Source organism: Pantoea sp. NPDC088449 (assembly GCF_044753225.1).
Classification (GTDB): domain Bacteria; phylum Pseudomonadota; class Gammaproteobacteria; order Enterobacterales; family Enterobacteriaceae; genus Pantoea; species Pantoea floridensis.
In genome coordinates this window covers 1356936-1379928 of record NZ_JBIVMT010000001.1, presented here as the reverse complement: position 1 = coordinate 1379928, position 22993 = coordinate 1356936, and the positions used below count along the sequence as shown (strand labels likewise).

The 22993-nt window shown below is 51.0% G+C and carries 21 protein-coding genes; 9 read left to right on the top strand and 12 right to left on the bottom strand.

Features of this window, described 5'->3' with window-relative positions:
- Nucleotides 1-3: 3 nt before the first annotated feature.
- Together minD and minC are read right to left on the bottom strand one after the other, a co-directional pair.
- Entirely contained in the window at nt 4-816 is an 813-nt protein-coding gene (gene minD / locus ACIP6T_RS06535; RefSeq protein ID WP_007889662.1) for a septum site-determining protein MinD, read from the bottom strand.
- A 33-nt stretch (nt 817-849) separates the two neighbouring features.
- Nucleotides 850-1557: a septum site-determining protein MinC gene (gene minC, locus ACIP6T_RS06530; protein WP_400456025.1), complete on the bottom strand. Its 708-nt coding sequence runs from the start codon at nt 1555-1557 to the stop codon at nt 850-852.
- 153 nt (nt 1558-1710) lie between these two features.
- Between minC and ACIP6T_RS06525 the strand changes: the two genes are divergently transcribed.
- The 3 genes from ACIP6T_RS06525 to ACIP6T_RS06515 all read left to right on the top strand — a co-directional run bounded on the left by ACIP6T_RS06525 (nt 1711) and on the right by ACIP6T_RS06515 (nt 3424).
- On the top strand, nt 1711-1986 hold the full coding sequence (locus tag ACIP6T_RS06525; protein WP_097097146.1) for a YcgL domain-containing protein: 276 nt from the start codon (nt 1711-1713) through the stop codon (nt 1984-1986).
- Nucleotides 1987-2253: 267 nt separating this feature from the next.
- Nucleotides 2254-2913: a fumarylacetoacetate hydrolase family protein gene (locus ACIP6T_RS06520; protein ID WP_097097147.1), complete on the top strand. Its 660-nt coding sequence runs from the start codon at nt 2254-2256 to the stop codon at nt 2911-2913.
- Nucleotides 2914-2977: 64 nt separating this feature from the next.
- Complete coding sequence (locus ACIP6T_RS06515) at nt 2978-3424, top strand: YcgN family cysteine cluster protein (RefSeq protein WP_007889667.1); 447 nt, start codon at nt 2978-2980, stop codon at nt 3422-3424.
- A 40-nt stretch (nt 3425-3464) separates the two neighbouring features.
- Here ACIP6T_RS06515 and dsbB read toward each other — a convergent pair whose 3' ends face one another.
- Nucleotides 3465-3995: a disulfide bond formation protein DsbB gene (gene dsbB / locus ACIP6T_RS06510; RefSeq protein ID WP_400456022.1), complete on the bottom strand. Its 531-nt coding sequence runs from the start codon at nt 3993-3995 to the stop codon at nt 3465-3467.
- A gap of 308 nt (nt 3996-4303) precedes the next feature.
- On the opposite strand from dsbB, the gene fadR reads away from it, so the two are divergent.
- Complete coding sequence (gene fadR, locus ACIP6T_RS06505; RefSeq protein ID WP_097097149.1) at nt 4304-5023, top strand: fatty acid metabolism transcriptional regulator FadR; 720 nt, start codon at nt 4304-4306, stop codon at nt 5021-5023.
- Nucleotides 5024-5056: 33 nt separating this feature from the next.
- On the opposite strand, the gene ACIP6T_RS06500 is transcribed toward fadR, so the two are convergent.
- A complete protein-coding gene (locus ACIP6T_RS06500; RefSeq protein ID WP_097097150.1) occupies nt 5057-6592 on the bottom strand; it encodes a SpoVR family protein in 1536 nt (511 codons plus the stop codon).
- Between the two features lie 494 nt (nt 6593-7086).
- On the opposite strand from ACIP6T_RS06500, the gene ACIP6T_RS06495 reads away from it, so the two are divergent.
- Nucleotides 7087-8388, top strand: a complete 1302-nt coding sequence (locus tag ACIP6T_RS06495) for a D-amino acid dehydrogenase (protein ID WP_097097151.1) — start codon at nt 7087-7089, stop codon at nt 8386-8388.
- 21 nt (nt 8389-8409) lie between these two features.
- Complete coding sequence (dadX, locus tag ACIP6T_RS06490) at nt 8410-9480, top strand: catabolic alanine racemase DadX (protein WP_345829543.1); 1071 nt, start codon at nt 8410-8412, stop codon at nt 9478-9480.
- On the opposite strand, the gene ACIP6T_RS06485 is transcribed toward dadX, so the two are convergent.
- The 6 genes from ACIP6T_RS06485 to yeaG all read right to left on the bottom strand — a co-directional run bounded on the left by ACIP6T_RS06485 (nt 9473) and on the right by yeaG (nt 18197).
- Entirely contained in the window at nt 9473-10666 is a 1194-nt protein-coding gene (locus ACIP6T_RS06485) for a multidrug effflux MFS transporter (protein WP_097097153.1), read from the bottom strand. The genes dadX and ACIP6T_RS06485 overlap by 8 nt on opposite strands.
- 118 nt (nt 10667-10784) lie before the next feature.
- Nucleotides 10785-12251 (bottom strand): undecaprenyl-phosphate galactose phosphotransferase WbaP, encoded by a 1467-nt coding sequence (gene wbaP, locus ACIP6T_RS06480; RefSeq protein ID WP_400456018.1) that lies wholly within the window; start codon nt 12249-12251, stop codon nt 10785-10787.
- Nucleotides 12252-12627: 376 nt separating this feature from the next.
- Nucleotides 12628-12861: a DUF1480 family protein gene (locus ACIP6T_RS06475; protein ID WP_097097155.1), complete on the bottom strand. Its 234-nt coding sequence runs from the start codon at nt 12859-12861 to the stop codon at nt 12628-12630.
- Between the two features lie 77 nt (nt 12862-12938).
- Nucleotides 12939-14666, bottom strand: coding sequence for a potassium/proton antiporter (locus ACIP6T_RS06470; RefSeq protein WP_097097156.1), 1728 nt, complete (start codon nt 14664-14666; stop codon nt 12939-12941).
- Nucleotides 14667-14897: 231 nt separating this feature from the next.
- The gene (locus ACIP6T_RS06465; protein ID WP_097097157.1) at nt 14898-16172 is read right to left on the bottom strand and encodes a YeaH/YhbH family protein; all 1275 of its coding nucleotides are present in this window, start codon (nt 16170-16172) and stop codon (nt 14898-14900) included.
- Between the two features lie 90 nt (nt 16173-16262).
- Nucleotides 16263-18197, bottom strand: coding sequence for a protein kinase YeaG (gene yeaG / locus ACIP6T_RS06460; RefSeq protein ID WP_097097158.1), 1935 nt, complete (start codon nt 18195-18197; stop codon nt 16263-16265).
- A 407-nt stretch (nt 18198-18604) separates the two neighbouring features.
- On the opposite strand from yeaG, the gene ACIP6T_RS06455 reads away from it, so the two are divergent.
- Nucleotides 18605-19354: a MipA/OmpV family protein gene (locus tag ACIP6T_RS06455; RefSeq protein WP_097097159.1), complete on the top strand. Its 750-nt coding sequence runs from the start codon at nt 18605-18607 to the stop codon at nt 19352-19354.
- 80 nt (nt 19355-19434) lie between these two features.
- Nucleotides 19435-20286 carry an aldo/keto reductase gene (locus tag ACIP6T_RS06450; protein ID WP_345829550.1) on the top strand — a complete coding sequence of 284 codons (852 nt, stop codon included), beginning with the start codon at nt 19435-19437 and terminating at the stop codon, nt 20284-20286.
- A gap of 12 nt (nt 20287-20298) precedes the next feature.
- Here ACIP6T_RS06450 and ACIP6T_RS06445 read toward each other — a convergent pair whose 3' ends face one another.
- Complete coding sequence (locus ACIP6T_RS06445) at nt 20299-21171, bottom strand: D-hexose-6-phosphate mutarotase (protein ID WP_400456014.1); 873 nt, start codon at nt 21169-21171, stop codon at nt 20299-20301.
- A gap of 74 nt (nt 21172-21245) precedes the next feature.
- Nucleotides 21246-22244, bottom strand: a complete 999-nt coding sequence (gene gapA / locus ACIP6T_RS06440; protein ID WP_007889697.1) for a glyceraldehyde-3-phosphate dehydrogenase — start codon at nt 22242-22244, stop codon at nt 21246-21248.
- A 338-nt stretch (nt 22245-22582) separates the two neighbouring features.
- Between gapA and msrB the strand changes: the two genes are divergently transcribed.
- Entirely contained in the window at nt 22583-22993 is a 411-nt protein-coding gene (gene msrB, locus ACIP6T_RS06435; RefSeq protein ID WP_097097162.1) for a peptide-methionine (R)-S-oxide reductase MsrB, read from the top strand.

Genomic DNA, 22993 nt, shown 5'->3' with positions numbered 1-22993 from the left:
TGGTTATCCCCCGAACAGGCGTTTAAGGAAACCCTTCTTCTCTTCTTCAATAAAGCGGAAGGGGCGTTCTTCGCCAAGCAGGCGATCTACGGTATCAGCATAGGCTTTACCGGCGTCAGCATTTGCGTCGAGGATCACCGGCTCACCCTGGTTAGAAGCACGCAGCACAGATTGATCTTCCGGAATCACACCAACCAGCGGAATGCGCAGAATTTCCAGCACATCTTCCATGCTCAGCATATCGCCACGCGTCACGCGGCCAGGATTATAACGGGTCAACAGCAGATGCTCTTTTACCGGATCCTGGCTGTTCTCTGCACGACGTGATTTAGAGGAGATAATGCCAAGAATACGGTCGGAATCACGTACTGAAGAGACTTCTGGGTTGGTGGTGATGATCGCTTCATCCGCGAAGTACAACGCCATCAGTGCGCCAGTTTCAATACCCGCCGGTGAGTCGCACACGATAAAGTCGAACTCCATCGCCGCCAAATCGTTTAGTACCTTCTCAACGCCTTCACGGGTCAGCGCATCTTTATCACGCGTTTGCGAGGCGGGCAGAATGTAGAGCTGCTCGGTGCGCTTGTCGCGGATCAGCGCCTGGTTCAGGGTGGCATCGCCCTGGATGACGTTTACAAAGTCATAAACCACGCGGCGTTCACAGCCCATGATTAAATCCAGGTTACGCAGACCGATATCGAAATCGATAACGACGGTTTTTTTGCCTTTCTGCGCTAACCCGGTAGCGATGGCCGCGCTTGACGTGGTCTTGCCAACGCCCCCTTTACCCGATGTAACTACAATAATGCGTGCCATAAATGTTGATTTCCTTAACGAAAGAAAAGGGGCTTAATTAAGTGTCTGAATGGTGAGTGCGCCTTCCTGGAGGCTCAGGCGCGCAGCTTTACCAAAAAATTCCGCCGGAATCTGATCAATCATCCAATATTCCCCGGCAATTGAGACCAACTCTGCGGCGAGGTTGGTGCAAAAAATCTGGCTATCACTTTGGCCGCCCACGCCGGCGAGTGCACGCCCACGCATCATGCCGTAAATATGGATATTGCCGTCTGCGACCAATTCCGCGCCGGCGCTGACGCTGCTGGTGACAATGAGATCGGCATTGCGCGCATAAATTTGTTGTCCCGAACGCACCGGTGTATTGATGATGCGCGTTTTACTGGTGCCTTCCACTACCGCAGGGGCAACCGGCGCGGCCTCAGTAACAGGGGCACTTGTCTGTTTGCGATTCTCTTTACCTTCAGAAAGAACCGGCAAACCTGCGCGGGCAATCATTTTTTTCAGGGCTTCGTCTTTGCAACCGCTAACGCCAACAATACGCAGCCCGGTAGCCATTACCGCTTGTTGCATCTGCTTCCAGTTAATGTCGCCGGTTAACGCTGACACATTGAGCACCACAGGTGCATTCTGCAAAAAGGCGGGAGCCTGATCGATTTTGTCCTGTAGCGCCTGACGAATCACCTCGGGTTGCGAATGGTGCAGATGAACGACGGATAGGGTAAAACTGCTTCCCTTAAATTCGATTGGCGTTTGCGACATCTGTGCTGACTCAGTCCTGTTTTACGACCCTTAAATGTACGTCGATAAAATCGGCAATAACATCAAACGGTCAATATTCGAAGTTCTGCAAGCATGTTATAGTTACTGCTATATTCAGGCAAGTGACGCCACCGGTTAATTCGAGTAAAAAATATGTTTTGTGTGATCTACAGAAGCCCGCAACGTGAACAGACTTATCTGTATGTTGAAAAAAAAGACGATTTCTCACGTGTCCCTGAAGAACTGCTGCGTGGCTTCGGCAAACCCCAGCTGGCAATGGTGCTGTCACTGGATAAGCGCGACAAGCTAGCCAACGCTGATATCAATAAAGTTAAGCAAGGATTAAGCGATAACGGCTATTATTTGCAAATTCCGCCGCCGGTTGAAAGTCTGCTCAACATTCATCTCGATCAGGGTAAAAAAGATTAATTCAGATTCATCTGTAAATATATCCTGTAGAAATAATCAGTGCTATTTGCGTTAATTAACTGCCCGTGTAAAACTTTTATTGCGGGCAATTATCAAAACGCTTAGTCGATTTTGTCGCAAAGAATTAACGACTTTTGACAATTTCCGCCACGCCAGCCGTGATAAACCCGCTAATATATTCCTCCTCAGCCTGCCGCGTTCCGGCGCTGAAACAGACAGCGTCGCCAGCATCACTGGCGGCATACACAACCAAAGCAGGGGAATAGCATGTATCAGCATCGTAACTGGCAAGGCGCTCTGTTGGATTATCCCGTCAGCAAAGTGGTTTGCGTTGGCAGCAACTATGCGAAGCACATCAAGGAGATGGGCAGCGCCACGCCCACTGAACCGGTGGTGTTTATCAAACCAGAAACCGCGGTATGCGATCTGCGCCAGCCGCTGTCGATTCCGACAAATTTTGGTGAAGTGCATCATGAAGTTGAGCTGGCGGTACTGATTGGCTCGACGCTGAAGCAGGCGAACGAAGAACACGTGGCGAAGGCCATTGCCGGCTATGGCGTCGCGCTGGATTTGACCTTACGTGATGTGCAGGCCGGTTTGAAGAAAGCGGGCCAACCCTGGGAAAAATCCAAAGGTTTCGATAACTCGTGTCCATTGTCGGGTTTTATTCCCGTTGCTGAGTTTAGCGGCGATCCACAGAACACCGAACTGAAGCTGGTTGTTAACGGCGAAGTGCGCCAGCATGGCACTACTGCGGATATGATCCACAAAATCCTGCCGCTGATTGCCTACATGAGCCAATATTTCACCCTGCGCGCGGGCGATGTGGTGCTGACCGGTACACCTGAAGGCGTTGGCCCAATGCGCTCAGGTGATAAGCTGGAAGTCTCGCTTGCCGGCCACGGTATCGCGACTCGCGTACTGTAAAACTTGCATCACCGCACCTGAAGCTTTATAAGGTGCGGTCTTATTATTAACCCGGACCGCCATCATGACTGAACAACCTTTCTGGCAGACAAAACGCCTTGACCAAATGAACGACGCAGAGTGGGAATCTCTATGCGACGGCTGTGGCCAATGTTGCCTGAATAAGTTGCAGGATGCGGACACGGATGAAATCTACTTTACCAACGTGGCCTGCAATCAGCTGAACATCAAGACCTGCCAGTGTCGAAGCTACGAGCGTCGTTTTGAGTTAGAAGAGAATTGCATAAAGCTGACGCGTGAAAATCTCACCAGTTTTGAATGGTTGCCACGTACCTGCGCGTATCGCGTGTTAGGGGAAGGGAAAACCTTGCCAGCCTGGCATCCGCTGATTGCCGGTTCGAAAAAGGCGATGCATGCTCAGCGCATTTCAGTGCGTTTTATTGCGGTGCGCGAGAGTGAAGTGCGCGATTGGGAAGAGCATATCATTGATCGACCCGACCGCAACGGGTAAGCGAGAAACAGGCAGCCTTGGCTGCCTGTTTTGTTACTGCTTAACGCCCGAACAGATCGCGGCGTTTTGGTTTGAACGGTTGCGCAATCAGTACCAGCAGCGCGACTAACAGATATGCCGCGAAAATGACGATCATCCACTGCGGCATGCTCCAGGTGAGGAACGTCCAGCCACGCTCGGCGCAGTCGCCACTCGCCACAAACACCGCTGGCAGCCATTTATCCAGCGGTAACCAGGTAGGGAAGCGGGCGGCAAAGTCGCAGGTCACAAACGGATTAGGATGCAGCTGAATCATGGTGTGTTCGTAAGAGAGACGAGCCCCTTCATAGGCGCTATAGATCCAGATGAGGATCGCCGCCCAGCGCAGTGGCGTTTTCGGTGCAATCGCTCCGACGATACCCGCACCCATCACGGCGAATAGCGCGCAGCGTTCATAAATACACATTACACAAGGCTGTAATCCCATAACGTGCTGGAAATACAACGCAGTCAACTCAAAGGCCAGTGCTGTTAGGGCCAGCAGTAGCCAGGCACCTCTTCCATACGAGCATTGATTCAAATATCGCAACATAGTGCTTTTCCTGTAACCGTTAATGTGTCGCAGTGTAAACCAAAAGCGTAACCGTGCCAGCCAGGCAATAGGAAAAAATCTTAAACAAAAATGACTTAAGTCGAGTTCCGTTGAAAAAAGAGGGCATGGAGTGAAAGAGGATAAGCCGGCATAGCGCAACCCTGTGCTTCTGCTTGAAGGGGGCCTGAGATCGCGACTGAATTTTGCGCCAGCGCGCGCTTTTAATCGGTTGGCAGGCTATTTCCGCTATAGCCGCTCTGGTATGATGAGTCGCATTACGATAAAGAAAGTAACGAGAAATAAATGCTATGGTGATTAAGGCGCAGAGCCCTGCGGGATTTGCTGAAGAGTATATTATTGAGAGCATCTGGAATAGTCGTTTTCCACCGGGATCTATTCTGCCTGCCGAACGTGAGCTTTCTGAACTGATTGGCGTAACTCGCACCACGTTGCGCGAAGTGCTGCAGCGACTAGCTCGCGATGGCTGGTTGACCATTCAGCACGGCAAACCGACGCGCGTTAACGATTTCTGGGAAACCTCCGGTTTAAACATTCTCGAAACTCTGGCTCGTCTCGACCACGATAGCGTGCCGCAGTTGATTGATAATCTGCTGTCGGTGCGCACGAATATTGCTTCCATTTTTATCAGCCGTGCGCTGCGTCATCATCCAGATAAAGCGCGTGAAGTACTGGAAAATGCGTTGAGTGAGGAAGACAAAGCAGAGGCTTATACCGAGCTAGATTACCGTGTGTTCCGCGGATTGGCTTTTGCTTCTGGAAATCCTATTTATGGTCTGATTTTAAATGGCCTTAAAGGACTTTATACCCGCGTTGGTCGTCACTATTTCTCCAACCTCGAAGCGCGTGAGCTGGCGCGTAACTTCTATCGTCAGCTGGCGGATTTGTGCGTTGCCAACCCTTCACAAGAGCAGATCGTTGATAGCGTGCGCGACTATGGTCGTCGCAGCGGCGAGATTTGGCACAAAATGCAGAAAAGCATGCCGGATGATTTAGCCAGCAAACGATAAAGAAAAACCGGACTTCACAGTCCGGTTTTTTTGTTATAGCGATGGACCGCGCGCGGGCGATCGATCCAGCAACTCTACGCTGCCATCCTCATTCTGCTGCTCTAGAATGACATCAAAGCCCCATAAGCGATGTACATGCTTCAGAACTTCTTTACGGCTCTTATCAAGCGGTGCCCGCTGTTGCGGCACGTAACGCAACGTTAAAGAACGATCGCCGCGTAAGTCGACGTTATAAACCTGAATGTTAGGTTCCAGATTGCTCAGATTATATTGCGCCGACAGCTGCTGCCGAATAGCGCGATAACCCGCTTCGTCATGAATAGCCGCAATTTCGAGGAAATTGTTGCGGTCATCGTCCATCACCGTAAACAACCGGAAATCACGCATTACTTTTGGCGACAGGAACTGGCTGATGAAGCTTTCATCTTTAAACTCGCGCATCGCAAAATGCAGGGTCTTCAGCCAATCTGAACCGGCAATATCAGGGAACCAGTAGCGATCTTCTTCGGTAGGTGTCTGACAGATGCGCTTGATATCCTGGAACATTGCGAAGCCCAGTGCATACGGGTTGATGCCGTTATACCACTGGCTGTTATACGGCGGCTGATACACGACATTGGTGTGGCTGTGCAGGAACTCCATCATAAAGCGTTCCGACACTTTGCCCTCGTCATACAGATGATTCAGGATGGTGTAGTGCCAGAAGGTGGCCCAACCTTCATTCATCACCTGCGTCTGTTTCTGCGGATAAAAGTATTGACTGACTTTGCGGACAATACGCAGCACCTCACGTTGCCAGGATTCCAGCAGCGGTGCATTTTTCTCCATGAAGTAGAGCAGATTTTCCTGCGGCTCAGAAGGGTAGCGTGAAGCCTCAACGTGTACCGACTCCTTCTCTTTGCGCGGTAGCGTGCGCCACAGCGTATTCACCTGGCTCTGCAAATACTCTTCACGACTCTGCTGCCGTGCTTTCTCTTCCTGCAGTGAAATCTTTTGCGGGCGCTTGTAACGATCAACACCGTAATTCATCAGCGCATGGCAGGAATCCAGCAGACGTTCCACTTCTTCCACACCGTAACGCTCTTCGCAATCGGTAATGTAATTTCGCGCAAACAGCAGGTAATCGACGATTGAACTGGCATCGGTCCAGCTACGGAACAGATAGTTATTTTTGAAGAAAGAGTTGTGACCATAACAGGCGTGTGCCATCACCAGCGCCTGCATGGTCATGGTGTTCTCTTCCATCAAATAGGCGATACATGGATTGGAATTAATGACGATCTCATAAGCCAGGCCTTGCTGACCGTGCTTATAGCGTTGTTCGGTTTCAATGAATTTCTTGCCAAACGACCAGTGTGCATAGTTGATCGGCATACCCACGCTGGAGTACGCATCCATCATCTGTTCGGAGGTGATCACTTCGATTTGGTGCGGATAGGTTTCCAGCCCGTAGCTTTTCGCTACCCGGTCAATTTCCGCCAGATAATCATCCAGCAGTTCGAAGGTCCAGTCTGGGCCGTCACTGAGTCGTTTACTGCTGCGGGTTGGCTCGTCAAAGATTGTCGTCATAGCGCACCTCTGTTTTGCAAGCGGCAGGGATTACCTGTCACGATCGTTTAAGGCCTCATCCTGAGTAAAGATGGCCCAATAAAACTGAGCGAACACTTCAATGATAGTCCACTGTCGCTTATCCGAAACTGGATCTCAATCGAATTCTTTTGGCAGAAAATCATTCAAAAAGCGCCAGTTAAGACGCCGCATGTAATAAATATTGGTTTTATTATAAATTGCAGAGTAATGCTCTGTTTATAAGTTAAATGTATGACTGCGGCGCTTTCTCCTGAAAAAAGAGTAAACCACTCCCTGACGCATAATAAATGGCTGAATAACGGTTTTAAGGCATAAAAAATCCTGATTTTTGATGTGCTGCATGATTTCAGTGTGCAGGCAGGTGAAAAACATGTGAAATATGTCGATCGAATGTAAGATTTGATTGGCGGTGAAATTATGCTGCCTTGGGCTTGGTTAGTAGTTAATTGTTCTTTTGCTGCGACGAGGGGCTTATGCGCGTAGTGATTCTTGGTAGTGGTGTGGTTGGGGTTGCAAGCGCCTGGTATTTGGCTCAGGCCGGACATGACGTCACGGTGATCGATCGTCAGCCCGCAGCGGCGTTAGAAACTAGCGCCGGTAACGCCGGACAGATATCGCCAGGCTATGCCGCGCCCTGGGCGGCGCCGGGCGTGCCGCTCAAAGCGGTAAAATGGATGTTCCAGCGTCACGCGCCGTTGGCGGTTCGTCTCGATGGCAGTAAGTTCCAGCTGGAATGGATGTGGAATATGTTGCGTAACTGCGACATGCAGCACTATCAAGAGAACAAAAGCCGTATGGTGCGCATCGCGGAATACAGCCGCGACTGCTTGAAAACGCTGCGTGCCAGCACCGGTATCGCTTACGAAGGTCGCCAGGGCGGGACGCTGCAACTTTTCCGTACTCAGCAGCAGTTTGAAAGCGCCAGCAAAGATATTGCTGTGCTGCGCGATGCCGGCGTGCCGTATGAGTTGCTGGAAGCGCATCAACTGAAAAATGTCGAACCGGCGCTAGCGGCCACGGCACACAAACTTACCGGTGGCCTGCGTTTACCTAACGATGAAACCGGCGATTGCCAATTGTTTACCCAGCGTCTGGCTGAGATGGCCGCAGCGGCGGGCGTCACCTTCCGCTATAACACGTCGGTGGATCAACTGCTGCGCGAAGGTAACCGCATTTATGGCGTGAAGTGTGGCGATGAAGTGATTAAAGCCGATGCGTATGTGGTGGCGTTTGGTTCCTATTCGACGGCGCTGTTGAAAGATATTCTTTCAATCCCGGTGTATCCGCTGAAAGGGTATTCGCTGACGATTCCAATTAAAGATGCCGATGCTGCGCCGGTTTCCACCATCCTTGATGAGACCTACAAAGTGGCGGTGACGCGCTTCGACGATCGCATCCGCGTGGGCGGCATGGCGGAAATTGTTGGTTTTAACACCAAACTGTTGCCAGCACGACGTGAAACGCTGGAGATGGTGGTCCGCGATCTCTATCCTGAGGGCGGATATGTTGAACAGGCCACGTTCTGGACCGGATTGCGTCCTATGACCCCGGACGGAACGCCCATTGTTGGACGCACGCCGCTCTCCAATCTCTATCTCAATACCGGCCACGGCACGTTGGGATGGACGATGGCGTGTGGTTCCGGTCAGCTTCTGGCTGATTTAATTTCCGGTCAGAAACCGGCGATCGCCGCAGATGATTTGTCCGTGCTGCGCTACCTGCCGGGTTTTGAGCCCCATTCGTCGCCACTGCGTAACGCCAGCGCGACGCGTTAAAACCTCAGGGAGAGTTAAAGCATGTCACGTCCAACCGGTGCCACCATCAATCAACAGGCGCTGCGTCACAATCTTGCTACTGTGCGTCAGGCTGCTCCACACTCGCACGTCTGGTCGGTAGTAAAGGCTAATGCGTATGGTCACGGTGTGGCACGCGTGTGGCAAAGTCTCGCCGAAACTGATGGGTTTGCCCTGTTAAATATGGAAGAGGCCATCCTGCTGCGTGAGCAGGGATGGAAAAAACCGATTCTCCTGCTGGAGGGTTTTTTCCATGCGGAAGATTTAACGCTGATCGATCGTTATCGCCTTACAACCAGCGTGCACAGTAACTGGCAAATTCAGGCGCTGGCGAAAGCGCGGCTGTCGGCGCCGGTTGATGTTTATCTGAAAATTAACAGCGGCATGAATCGGCTGGGTTTCCGACCGGAACTGGCGCAGGCGGCATGGCAAAAACTGCGGGCTTTGCCGACTGTAGGTGAGATGACGCTGATGGCGCACTTTGCCGATGCGGAAAATCCGGATGGCTTAATTGAGCCGATGAAGCGTGTGGAGCTGGCGGCAGAAGGGTTGCATTGTCCTCGTTCCTTGTCGAACTCTGCGGCCACGTTGTGGCACCCGGAAGCACATTTCGATTGGGTACGTCCCGGCATTATTCTCTATGGCGCGTCACCCAGCGGTGACTGGCAGGATATCGCCAGCACCGGATTGCAGCCGGTGATGACGCTTAACAGCGAGATCATTGGCGTACAGCAATTAAATGCCGGTGATGGTGTTGGTTATGGGTATCGCTATCATGCTCGTGCCGCACAACGTATTGGTATTGTCGCCTGCGGTTACGCCGATGGTTATCCACGCCACGCACCAACGGGCACACCCGTTTGCGTTGATGGCGTGCGCACGCAAACCCTGGGCGCGATCTCCATGGACATGATGATGGTCGATTTGGAACCTTGCCCGCAGGCCGGAATTGGCTCGAAGGTTGAGCTGTGGGGTAATCAGGTTAAGATCGATGAGGTTGCAAAAGCCGCCGGAACGGTGGGCTACGAGCTGATGTGTGCGCTCGCGCCACGCGTTCCGGTTGAGGTTATTTAAGCGCGGTCACGCTGCCGCGCATATTTTTGCTGCAGCGCCAGGCGATGAGGGCCAGCGCTGCACCCGTCAGCATCATCAATGCCAGAGACGATTTCTCCGCCACCGGTAGGGCCACGATGGCCATACTTCCACCGGCACCGCACGCCATCTGTATAAATCCTTGTAAGGCTGCAGCGACACCGGCCTGCTGTTGATACGGCTCCAGCGCATAGCTGGTGGCCGGTCCGACGGTAAACGCTAATCCTGCCACAGAAACGGCCACCGGGATCATGTATAGCGCCCAATGGTTTTGCCATGCGGCCGGAAAGAGTGCAGTGCCCATCATCAGCAGAATGGCGCCAATCAACATCGTCGCAAAACCCATCGCCAGACAGAACGGGCGTCCCGCTTTGCGAATGGTTTTATTCACGAAGGCGCTTACCAGCATGATCCAAAAACCATTGGCGCCAAAGGCGAAGGAGAATTGGAGTGGCGTGAGGCCGCCTTCGGTCATCAACACATGCGGCGCCAGTGAAACATACGTTAGCACCATGCCCAACGCACCGGCATTAGCAAATGCGAAGGCAAGGAAGCGTGGTTCACGCGCAATTGCGCCATACTGCGCCAGCGGCAACCCTTTTACCCGCAGCGTGTCTGCAGGGCGCGTTTCTGGCAGCCAGATGACGACAATCAATCCGATAACTACCGCATAACCGCACAGGAACCAGAATGGTGCGCGCCAGCCATAGGCTTCCGCCAGAATACCACCCAGCAGCGGAGCCAGAGCCGGAACAATATTCAATGCGCCATTGAGAAAACCGTAAGCGCGAGCCGCATCTTCACCACTCAGGCGATCGCGCACGCCACTAAAGGCCACTACTGCGCTGCAGCACACGCCGCAACCCTGGATGATGCGCGCCAGGAAGAACACCGGCCATTGCGTGGCGGTGGCCGCAACGATGCTGCCAATGATGTACAAGCCCAGGCCAATCAGCGCGATTGGCTTACGGCCAAAATTATCAACCAGTGGTCCGGTTACCAGCTGACCGATACCCATCACCAGCAAAAACAGGGGAATGGTGAGCTGGATGAGGCTCACCGGGCTGTTCAGGCCATCGGCGATTTGCGGCAGAGTGGGGAGGTAAAGATCAATGCCAAGCGGTGCCAGCAGCACGAGGCTTAGAAGTATCAGGGTGAATTTTTGCATTACGTACCGAAACGACCTGTTAAACAAGCGGGAAGGGTAATTACTCTGTGAGGAAAAAGAAAGGGATAAAAAGAAAAGGCGATGCCTGCCAAACTGCGCAGGCATCGCGTCGAGGGTATTAGTAAGCGCCGTCGCGACGCACCACGACACCCGCGGTTTTAAACAGAATGGCGATGTCCGTCCACAGCGCCCAGTTTTTAACATACCAGGAATCGAAGTAAACGCGCGTATCGTAATCGATATCGTTACGGCCGCTGACCTGCCACAAACCTGTCATGCCGGGTTTGGCCATCAGGTAATAATCCACATCACCCGCATAGCGTTCCAGCTCTGCTTCGATGACGGGGCGTGGGCCCACCAGGCTCATTTCACCGCGAATCACATTCCACAATTGCGGTAGCTCATCAAGGCTGGTTTTACGCAGGAAGTTACCAATTTTGGTCACGCGCGGATCGTTTTTCAGTTTAAAGTCACGATCCCATTCCGCACGCGCCTCGTCGCTGGTTGCCAGCAGGTTCTGCAGCACTTCTTGCGAGTTGGTCACCATTGAGCGGAACTTAAGGCATTTGAATTTCACGCCATCCTGACCGACGCGCTCATGACCATAAATCGCATTACCGCCGTCACGCTTCACCATTGCACATAGCAATCCAAATACCGGACCAAGGAACACCAGCAGCATAGAAGCGACAACAATATCGAAGGTACGCTTCAGGAAACGAGAAGAGCGTTTCGCCAGGTTGTTGCTCACGCGCAAAATCATCACTTCATGGCTGAAGATGAATGACATATCGGTACCATACAGCGGTACACCGCGCAGCGTTGGGATCACGGAAATCGACCGACACTTCATTTTAGACAGGAACTTCAGCCATTTATCGCGCACCACTTGCTGCTCATATTCTGTTGCGACGATAAATTGCGTGTTGTCGCGGTCCATGGTTTGCCAGTTGATATCTTTCCAGGTGATAACCGGTACGCCGTTAACTTTTTCATGCTGCTGGTCATCATCGAGGGAGATAAAGGCCTGCACGTTGTAGCCCAGGATCTCCTCGCTTTGTAACGCGGCATAGGCTTCCATGGCGTTTTTACCAGAACCAATGATGATGGTTTCCTTCTGCCATTGACCTGCGCGGTTAATGGCCCGCTTAACCACGGCTCGCATCAGCGGCAGCAGCAGCAGGGCATAGGTCCAGCTGAACACCCATACCATGCGGGAGAAGTCCCATTTTGAAAAGGCAATCAGCGCCAGATCAAGCAGAGAGAAAACAAACAGCGTTTTAATCACCTCTTTTAATTCAAACCAAAACGGTTTGCGGTAGGTGTAATGGCGCATCCGTACCCAGAACCAGGCGGTACAAAGTACGGACAAACCTAACTGCGCAATAAAACGATATTCAATCTGTTGCGGCGGAATAAACGTATCCAGTTCACCCCAAATACCTTGCACGGTGGCGGCAGATAAAAACAATGCCAAATTTAATGCTATTAAATCGGAGACACTCAGTGCGACTTTTGCGATGAGGTTTTTGCGCAGTCCGCTCCACGAGCGGGTTGCATTGTTCATTATTAAAGTACTTGCCATAAAACCTGCTCTCTTTTCTTAAGTAAAAGATGGCCTGACCAGAATCAAGTACGCGCTCAGGAGTGGTCCGCTGAAAATCAGGAAAAATAATATTTTCAGCGAGATATAAGTCAGTGCTGCCATAAGCGCTGCATGGAAAGGACCGTTTGAGACGTGATACACGTCACGAAAAGCTGCAGCAACGGTTAAGAGTATGCAGGAGTTATTTGACAGAGTTAATATGGAAATAGTCTGAAAAGGAAATAAATGACTAAAGAAATAATGGGGTAATCTGATGAAAAATAAGGCTAAAATCTCAATGTTCGACAATATAATGCTTATTTTTAAGACTGCTTTTCGGAATCACCGCCATTTTAATAAATGGCGGTAACGGCAATCAGGCAGGTTTTTTTAGTACCCACAGGTCCTGCTCCTTGTCATAGTGCCCAATTTGCAAATCGACAGCCTTACCATCAATTGACGCTGGCACACTGGTTTCACTGTCCCAGCCGTCGAGTTGGTCCACCAGGCCGGGATTGGTTTTGCCAGGAATACTCACAGTCTCCATATTGTCATTATTGAACGTTGCATCAACAATTTCATAGCGACCGATTTTTACCACGTGTTCCATTATATTCTCCCGTGTTTGCTGGGTTGAATAGTGAGCATAGTCGTTAACACGCAGTTTACGAGCGTTAAGAGCTCGGATTATTCCTTCTCTTCCATTACGCGCACGCCAATTTTGACGATCTGATTATCTTCTTTTTCGGCCACGGTCCAGGTGAGTTGGTTCCACTCGACCTGATCGCCAACCACCGGTGTGCTGCCCAGCAGGCTCATCACCAGCTGACCCAGCGACTGTTGATCGTTAGTCTGCTCATCCAACTCGAGCCCGTATATTTGCGCCACATCGCGCAGGCGAGCGTCTGCATCCAGAATAAAATCACCAAAGAAGCGCTGATCCAGCGCCACCGGCGGCGATTGGCTGAACATTTTGCCAAGGGCAGGTAAATCACGCTCACGACCAATAACGCAGAGTACATCACCCTCTTTTAGCCGCGTATTACCATTCGGGTGCATCAGTGCGTTATCGCGGAACAGGGCAGCAATTCGTGTTTCTCGCGGCATCTGCAAATCACGCAGCGCTGCTCCCACACACCATTTGTCCGCGCTCAATTGATAAATGAATTGCTCCCAGGGATTCTCAGGATGGATATCCAGCCCAACCCGGCTGATTGGCGATGCGGTTGGCGGTACCACAACTTTTGCACGTTTAGCGGCATAGCCCAGTGACGTACCTTGCAGCATCAGCGACACCAGCACGACAAAGAAGGCGATGTTGAAGTAGAGTTTGGCATTTTCTAATCCGGCCATCATCGGGAATACCGCGAGGATAATCGGCACGGCGCCGCGTAGGCCAACCCAACTGATAAAGATGCGTTCGCGTCCGGTGAAGCCTTTGAAGGGCAGAAGACCAACCAGAATGGAAAGGGGGCGCGCGACTAAAATTAGCCACAAGGAGAGAATCATCGCCGGCACAGCGATGTGCCATAAGTCGGACGGCGTCACCAGCAAGCCCAGCACAATGAACATGCCAATTTGGCTCAGCCAGGCCATGCCATCAAAGGTTTGCAAAATACCGTGGCGGTTGCGAATGGGGCTGTTACCCAGCAGGAAACCGCACAAATAAACCGCCAGAATGCCGCTGCCTTCCATGACGGTGGTTAGCGCAAAGACGATGATGCCACCGCTTACCGCCAGCAGTGGATACAAACCTTGCGCGAGATTAATACGATTAATTAACTGCTGCAGCGCCCAGCCGCCACCGAGGCCTAATACGATGCCTAAACCGAATTGCTGTACCAGATGCACCACGAACATCCAGCTCAGACCGGATTGGCCCTGCTGAATCATGTCGATCAGCGTGATGGTAAGAAACACCGCCATCGGGTCGTTGCTGCCGGATTCGATTTCCAGCGTAGAGCTCACGCGCTCGTTGAGACCTTTATCGCCTAAAAGCGAAAACACCGCGGCGGCATCAGTTGAACCGATAATCGCGCCAATCAGGAAACCCTGCATTAAATCAAGTTTGAATAACCACGCGGCAGCGACGCCGGTTAAACCGGCGGTGATCATCACGCCGACGGTCGCCAGCGATAGCGCCGGTCCAAGAGCCACCTTCAACGAGGAGGCTTTGGTACGCATACCGCCGTCCAGCAGGATGATAGCTAACGCAAGGTTAGAAACCAGATAGGCAACCGGGTAGTTGTCGAAGGCAATACCACCAATGCCATCAATTCCGGCCAGCATGCCGAGCGCAAGGAAGATGACCAGAATGGGAATGCCAAGGCGTGACGAGAATGAACTCAGCAAAATACTTGCTGCAACCAGCACGGAACCAATAATGAACAAACTGTAAATCATGCTGGTATTCAACGGCGTTCTCCTGCGGCGGGACCAAAAAAACAAACTGCGGGGGGATTCACACAGACAAGCTGAAAAGATAATGCCTTATCAATAGCTTGTCAGCGCTTAATTGCACTTTTTTTCATTCTGCGGGTCGGCATCCCATATAAGGTTAAATTCGTATGAAAAAAGCACAGTTTTTCAGGGGGAGTGAGCGTAGCTGCGGAAAAGAAAAAGCCGGTCGGTGACCGGCTTATAAATTTAGGCTTCAGCAGCCTGTTTGTGGAAAAGTTCTCTAAATACAGGGTAGATGTCCTCTGGCTCGCGAATATGTTGTATCGCAAAGTTATCGAACATCGCCTGCAGGTGCTCGTACTCGCGCCATAAGGTCTGATGAGCTCGGCGCGTAATCTCGATGTAGCTGTAATAACGTACTACTGGCAGAATATGTTTGGCTAAAATCTCGTGACAGAGTGGAGAATCATCAGCCCAGTTATCGCCATCCGAAGCTTGCGCCGCGTAGATGTTCCATTGTGCCGGGTCATAACGCTCTTTCACCACCTCATCCATCAGTTTAAGTGCGCTTGAAACGATGGTGCCGCCGGTTTCCTGCGAGTAGAAGAACTCCTGTTCATCCACTTCTTTCGCTTGCGTGTGGTGGCGAATGTATACCACGTCAACGTTCTTATAGGTTCGGCTCAGGAACAGATACAGCAGGATATAAAAGCGCTTCGCCATATCTTTAGTCGCTTGATCCATTGAACCTGACACGTCCATCAAGCAGAACATGACTGCCTGGCTGGAGGGTTCCGGCCGCTTTTCAAAGTTTTTGTAACGCAGATCAAAGGTATCAATAAACGGCACCCGCTCGATGCGCGCACGCAGTTCAGCGATCTCTTTGCGTAGCCGCTCTTCTTCCAGCAATTGAGCCGGCTCGCTGTTCTCCACCTCTTTCAGTGTGTCTTCCAGCTCATGCAGCATGCGACGTTTACCCGCAGTCATCGCCGTCCGACGAGCGAGCGAATTCTGCAGCGAACGCACCACGCTGATGTTGGCAGGCACACCGTTTGAGGTGAATCCGGCACGGTGCGTTTTGTACTCGTTTAGCTGACGATGCTGATTCTTGCGCAGATTCGGCAGCGCAAGATCCTCAAATAACAGATCGAGATATTCGTCTTTAGAAATCTGGAAAACGAATTCATCCTGGCCTTCACCATCCTGACTGGCGTTGCCCTGGCCGCTTCCACCGCCACCGCCGCCTTGTGGACGCTCGATACGGTCGTTCTGCACGAAGTGATCGTTCCCTGGGTGGACGCGATGGCGACTGCCGCCGCGACCCTGATGGAAACTCGGTTCATTAATATCGTCAATTGGAATCGAGACCGATTCGCCGCTCTCGACATCAGTCACCGAACGCTTATTGATGGCCTCGGAGATCGATTGCTTGATTTGCGACTTATAACGGCGCAGAAAGCGCTGCCGATTGACGGCGCTTTTATTCTTACCGTTCAGACGCCGATCGATAAAATAGGCCATAAAACTCCCCCAAACTGCATTGCAAGCTCAGGCCGGGATACCCGGCCTCATGTTACGGCACCATGATGCCGCATCGCTTACAGGTAACGATTATGACGATTTACGCACGCGCAGATACCACTCACACAGCAGGCGTACTTGCTTGCGGGTATAGCCTTTTTCCATCATGCGATCGACAAAATCATCGTGTTTTTTCTGTTCGTCCGTCGAGGTCTTGGTATTAAACGAAATCACCGGCAGCAACTCTTCGGTATTCGAGAACATTTTCTTCTCGATAACCGTGCGCAGTTTTTCATAGCTGGTCCAGTTTGGATTGCGGCCGCTGTTCTGCGCGCGGGCACGCAAAACAAAGTTAACAATCTCATTACGGAAATCTTTCGGGTTACTGATCCCAGCAGGTTTCTCGATCTTTTCCAGCTCGGCGTTAAGTGACTCGCGGTCGAAGAGCTGCCCGGTATCAGGGTCGCGATATTCCTGGTCCTGAATCCAGAAATCAGCGTACGTTACGTAGCGGTCAAAAATGTTCTGGCCGTATTCAGAGTAGGATTCCAGATAGGCGGTTTGAATCTCTTTGCCAATAAACTCGGCATATTTCGGAATCAGGTAGCCTTTCAGATGCTCAAGGTATTTCTCTGCCAGATCCTGCGGGAACTGTTCGCGCTCAATTTGCTGTTCCAGCACATAAAACAGGTGCACCGGGTTAGCCGCCACTTCGGCATGGTCAAAGTTGAACACGCGTGACAGAATTTTAAACGCGAAGCGCGTAGAGAGCCCGTTCATGCCTTCGTCTACGCCCGCGTAATCATGATACTCCTGCCAGGATTTCGCTTTTGGATCGGTATCTTTCAGGCTTTCACCATCATATACGCGCATTTTTGAGTAGATGCTGGAGTTTTCCGGCTCTTTCAAGCGCGACAGAATTGAGAAGCGGGCCAGCGTTTCCAGCGTTCCCGGTGCGCAAGGAGCAGTGGTTAACTCACTGTGATCCAACAGCTTATTGTAAATCTTAATCTCTTCAGAAACGCGTAAGCAGTAAGGCACTTTGACAATGTAAACACGGTCAAGGAACGCCTCATTGTTTTTGTTATTACGGAAAGTGACCCATTCTGATTCATTGGAGTGCGCCAAAATGATGCCATTAAACGGCAGAGCAGAGATGCCCTCAGTCCCGTTATAGTTACCTTCCTGCGTGGCGGTCAGCAGCGGATGTAGCACTTTGATTGGCGCTTTAAACATCTCAACGAATTCCATCACACCCTGGTTCGCGCGGCACAATGCACCTGAGTAGCCGTAGGCATCAGGATCGTTCTGCGCGTGATTTTCCAGTTTGCGGATATCCACTTTACCGACCAGCGCAGAGATGTCCTGATTGTTCTCGTCACCCGGCTCGGTTTTAGCTATAGCAATCTGTTCCAAAATTGACGGCCAGACTTTTACCACTTTAAAGCGAGTGATATCACCGCCGTATTCATGCAGACGCTTCGCTGCCCAAGGCGACATGATGGTGCCGAGATAACGCCGCGGTACGCCATACTCTTTTTCCAGAATATTGGCATCTTCCTGCGGGTTGAACAGGCACAGCGGATGATCATTTACCGGGCTGCGTTCGCCATCCGCGCTTAACACGTAAATCGGCACTCGCTGCATCAGCGCTTTCAGTCGTTCAGCCAGCGACGATTTACCGCCACCCACTGGGCCCAATAAGTAGAGAATCTGTTTCTTCTCTTCCAGACCCTGCGCAGCGTGTTTCAGGTAGGAGACGATTTGCTCAATCGCTTCTTCCATCCCGTAAAACTCTTCAAAGGCAGGGTAGCGTCCCATGACGCGATTGGAGAAAATTCTGGAAAGGCGTGGCTCTTGCGCAGTGTCAACCATCACCGGCTCACCAATGGCCATTAAGAGTCGTTCGGCAGCGTTGGCGTATGCACTACGATCCTGTTTACAGATGGCGAGGAATTCCTGTAGTGAGAATTCTTCATCCTTGGCAGCTTCATAACGCTGACGATAGTGATCGAATATATTCATAGCGATGCCCGTCCTTTCGTTTTTAGCACAGGTAAAGGAGCGTAATTAAAGGTTATAGCAGCTCCCGGAAGATATTCTTTAATGAGTACAGCAACCCTTATGCCAACCTGACGTTTTTTTATCGGGATACACAATTATTTCGGTTACTCTGCTCGTACAAAAAGTCTCGTCTTACATTTAACTGTAGAAGGCAATCAGAAAACCTGCTGCCACTTTTAACCTTAATCAGCGATATATCAATAACAAAGTCTCATAAGCACTGAGACAATCAACCTAAGCATGGATAGCAAGGAGGCGGCTCAGATAATTCCTCCGCGCCGCCTCCAGAGCATCATTAGACGTTAACCGATAGCAAAAATTTGGTTAGACTCTACGTGTGATTGTTATATTAATGGACTGAATAAATTGTGAACCAATTCAAACTTAAAGCGCTTGCTCTTGTTGTTCCTTGTTATTTTGTGGCGTTCGCCACTCATGCAGAAACCTTAACTCTTGGGGCTTCGGTCATTTATGCCCAGTCTCCTTATAAGGGGGGACAAGACCGCTATCTGCCGATTCCTGTGATTAATTATGAAGGTGAAAACTTCTGGTTCCACAGTCTGCAAGGCGGCTATTACTTGTGGAAAGACCCACAGAATCAGCTCTCGCTAACCGTACTGGGTTCGCCTCAGGAGTATGATCCTAAAGATAACGATTTAGGCGATATGAAAGCGCTCGATAAGCGTCGCATGACGCTGATGGCAGGTGCTACTTATCGTCACGTCGCCGATTGGGGGATTGTGCGTACCGCGCTGCTTGGCGATGTACTCAATAACAGCAATGGTATGCTGTGGGATCTTACCTATCTTTATCGTTTCGATTTTGGCGCATTGAGTCTGACGCCGGGTATCGGTGCGATATGGAACAGTGCCAATCAGAACCGCTATTACTATGGTGTATCATCACACGAAAGTACCCGTACTGGCATCGCTGAATATCACCCAGATGACAGTTGGTCGCCTTATGTGGAAATGAACGCCAGCTATCAAATTACTGATAGCTGGAATGCCAGCTTATCTGGTCGCTATACGCGCTTTGACAGCGAAATTAAAGACAGTCCAATGGTCAATAAAGAGGGGCAGTTCACCCTCTGGACCGGCATTAGTTATACCTTCTGATAAGCAAAGTGGACGCCTCATAATGAGGCGTTTTTCTTACATTGCACCAATAATGAGCCCCGTAATGGAGCGGAGGAGGAGTGATGAAAACCATAACGTTTCCCGGCGAAGCCGCCATTCCTGCAATTGGGCAGGGAACGTGGTACATGGGCGAGAATGTTGCTCAGCGCCGTCAGGAAATTGCCGCGCTACAGGCGGGGCTGGAACTCGGATTAAAAGTTATTGATACCGCCGAGATGTATGCCGAAGGGGGTGCGGAGGAGGTAGTTGGTGAAGCGCTGCGCGGGCGTCGCAATCAAGCCTGGCTGGTGTCAAAAGTTTATCCATGGAATGCCGGGGAAGTTGATGCCATTGAGGCTTGCGAGCGCAGTCTTCGCCGTCTGCAAACCGATTACCTCGATCTCTACCTATTACACTGGCGCGGTAATGTGCCTTTAGAAGAAACCCTGCGTGCGATGGAATCATTGCAGCAGCAAGGTAAGATTCGTCATTGGGGCGTATCCAATTTCGACAGTGCCGACATGCTGGAACTGTGGAATGAGCCAGGCGGCAAAGCCTGCTTAACTAATCAGGTGCTTTATCATTTAGCCTCCCGGGGCATTGAGTATGATTTGCTGCCTGAATGCCAACGCCGTGGCATGCCAATCATGGCGTATTGTCCGTTAGCGCAGGCGGGACGCTTAAGAAAGGCGCTGTTCGAGAATGCGCATCTGCAGCAAATTGCACAACAGAAGAGCATTAGCGTGGCACAATTAATGCTGGCATGGGTCATTCGCATGGAGGGTGTTTTAGCGATCCCTAAAGCCAGCAGTGAAGATCATGTGCGACAGAATGCTGCCGCGCTAAGTATTCATCTCAGTCAGGAAGAACTCACGATTATTGATGGGGTGTTTCCAGCGCCGCAGAGTAAAACAGCGCTGGATATCGTATAGCCCTGCAGAAGTTTATTTGTTGACGACCCGAAGGGTGGCGCTCAGGCGAGCAGGAGATTCACCTGCACTTTTTAATGGCTTACTAATCCGCGCCGTTTCAACACATACCATGGTTTTATATCCCTCATTGGCCATGTCGCCCATGCTGCAGGATAGTTCAGGACCGGGATTCCACGTGACAACGTCACTTTGATAATGGTGATAAACTTCAATCTTACGTTTACCCGCTCTATCATGGATTACACTACAATCATCTGCGGCAGTATGGACACGATCCACTCGATTGGGATAGGTCTGTTTGCCATCGGATTCCCCAATCGAATTATCGTTAACTTTATCGATAAAGCTCTTTCCTAAGCCACTGACTTCCACTTGCGCAATATCGGCAACCTGAAAATAGCTGTGCAGCGCGGCTGTCGCTTCATAGTCACCATATGCTTCCAGCTCAATTTCACAGTGCTCTGCGATGCGGAAGCGAGCGAGCAGAGTAAAGTCATGCGGCCACAGTTTTTTGGTCTGTGCGTTGCTTTCCAGCGTAAAAGTCAGCATGACGGCATCATCGTTTTCGTCATGCGCAGTCAACGTCCACGGCATATTGCGCGCGAAGCCATGCGCCGGTTCGCCTGCTGGACCAAACCATGGCCAGCAGATCGGCACGCCACCACGAATCGCTTTACCGGCAGTAAATGGTGTCTTTTCACTGAGCCAAATTACCGGTTGTTGTCCACTCGGCTGCCATGAAAGGAGATGTGCGCCCTGCAGCGCAATGGCCGCGCGGACTTTTGGATGGCTTACCACCAGAATCGGTAAATCACCTTGCTGACGCTGTGACAGATAGGGGGTGATTTGATTCACTACCGGAAGGGTATATAGCGTATCTTGCATTGTCAGACCTTCTCTTCATCCAGTCGAAAAAAAGGGGTGACCGAAGTCACCCCTTGTCTGTTTCACCGCTTTGCTTACTTAGAAGCAACCAGTGCAATCAGGTCCAGAACTTTGTGTGAGTAACCTGTTTCGTTATCGTACCAGGAAACCAGTTTCACAAAGTTGTCGTTCAGAGCGATACCCGCTTTAGCATCGAATACTGAAGTCAGAGTTTCGCCGTTGAAATCGGTAGAAACGACGTCATCTTCGATGTAGCCCAACACGCCTTTCATTTTGCCTTCTGACTCAGCTTTGATCACTGCACAAATTTCTTTGTAGGTCGCTGGTTTTTCCAGGCGAACAGTCAGGTCAACAACAGACACGTTTGGCGTTGGAACGCGGAATGCCATACCGGTCAGTTTGCCGTTCAGTTCTGGCAGAACTACGCCTACTGCTTTAGCCGCACCGGTAGAAGATGGGATGATGTTCTGTGCTGCGCCGCGGCCGCCGCGCCAGTCTTTATGAGACGGGCCATCAACAGTTTTCTGCGTAGCGGTGGTTGCATGAACGGTGGTCATCAGACCTTCAACGATGCCGAAGTTATCGTTGATAACTTTAGCCAGCGGTGCCAGGCAGTTGGTGGTGCAAGATGCGTTAGAAACGATGTCCTGGCCGGCATATTTGTCAAAGTTAGCGCCACGCACGAACATTGGGGTGCTGTCTTTAGATGGACCCGTCAGAACTACTTTCTTCGCACCAGCGGTGATGTGTTTACGTGCAGTTTCGTCGGTCAGGAAGATACCGGTCGCTTCAGCAACAACGTCAACACCCACTTCGTCCCACTTCAGGTTAGCCGGGTCTTTCTCAGCAGTAACACGGATTTTCTTACCGTTAACAATCAGCGCACCGTCTTTAACTTCTACAGTGCCGTCAAAACGACCGTGAGTAGAGTCGTACTTCAGCATATAAGCCATGTAATCGGCGTCGAGCAGATCGTTGATCGCGACGATTTCGATGTCAGAACGCTGCTGTGCAGCACGGAAAACGATGCGACCGATACGGCCAAAACCGTTGATACCTACTTTGATAGTCATATATTCCACCAGCTATTTGTTAGTGAATAAAAGGTTGGCTGTAAAATTACAAAAACCTTACCAGGCGTCAAGCGGAATCGTGTCAATTGTTGCGACAGGTCAATTCCGACACCAGGAATAATTCGTTGCGCAATCGCTTACGCAGCACCCTTATTGCGCGCCTATGTTACGCCGAATGCAGGCTGAAAAGGGATGAGTTTTGCAAAGGGTGATCCCCATCACAAAATCGTGCTCTTGCCGAGATGTCAGAAGCGTTAGCACGAAAAAAGACCCGATAGATGTTGTACGTTTGTTAGAATACTAGTCGATTTTTTCAGAATGACACTCCGGAAGATAAAATGGCTAAAGACACCGCACCCGAGGCAAAAATCGCGCAGCTATCCGAAATGCAGCGCTATGTTACTCAGCATCGTGGAACGGAGCCCCCTTTTTCGGGCGCGTTGCTGCACAACAAGCAGGAAGGAATTTACCACTGCTTAGTTTGTAATTCGCCGCTGTTCCTCTCCGAAACGAAGTACGATTCAGGCTGTGGCTGGCCAAGCTTCTATCAACCTTATAGTGATGAAGCTATTCGCTATCTGGAAGACGATACGCATGGTATGCACCGCGTCGAAATTCGCTGTGGTAACTGCGATGCTCATCTTGGGCATGTATTCCCGGACGGCCCTCAACCAAGCGGCGAGCGCTATTGCGTAAACTCCGCCTCGTTGAATTTCACTGATGAGCAGGGCAATCAGCAAGAGGGTTAA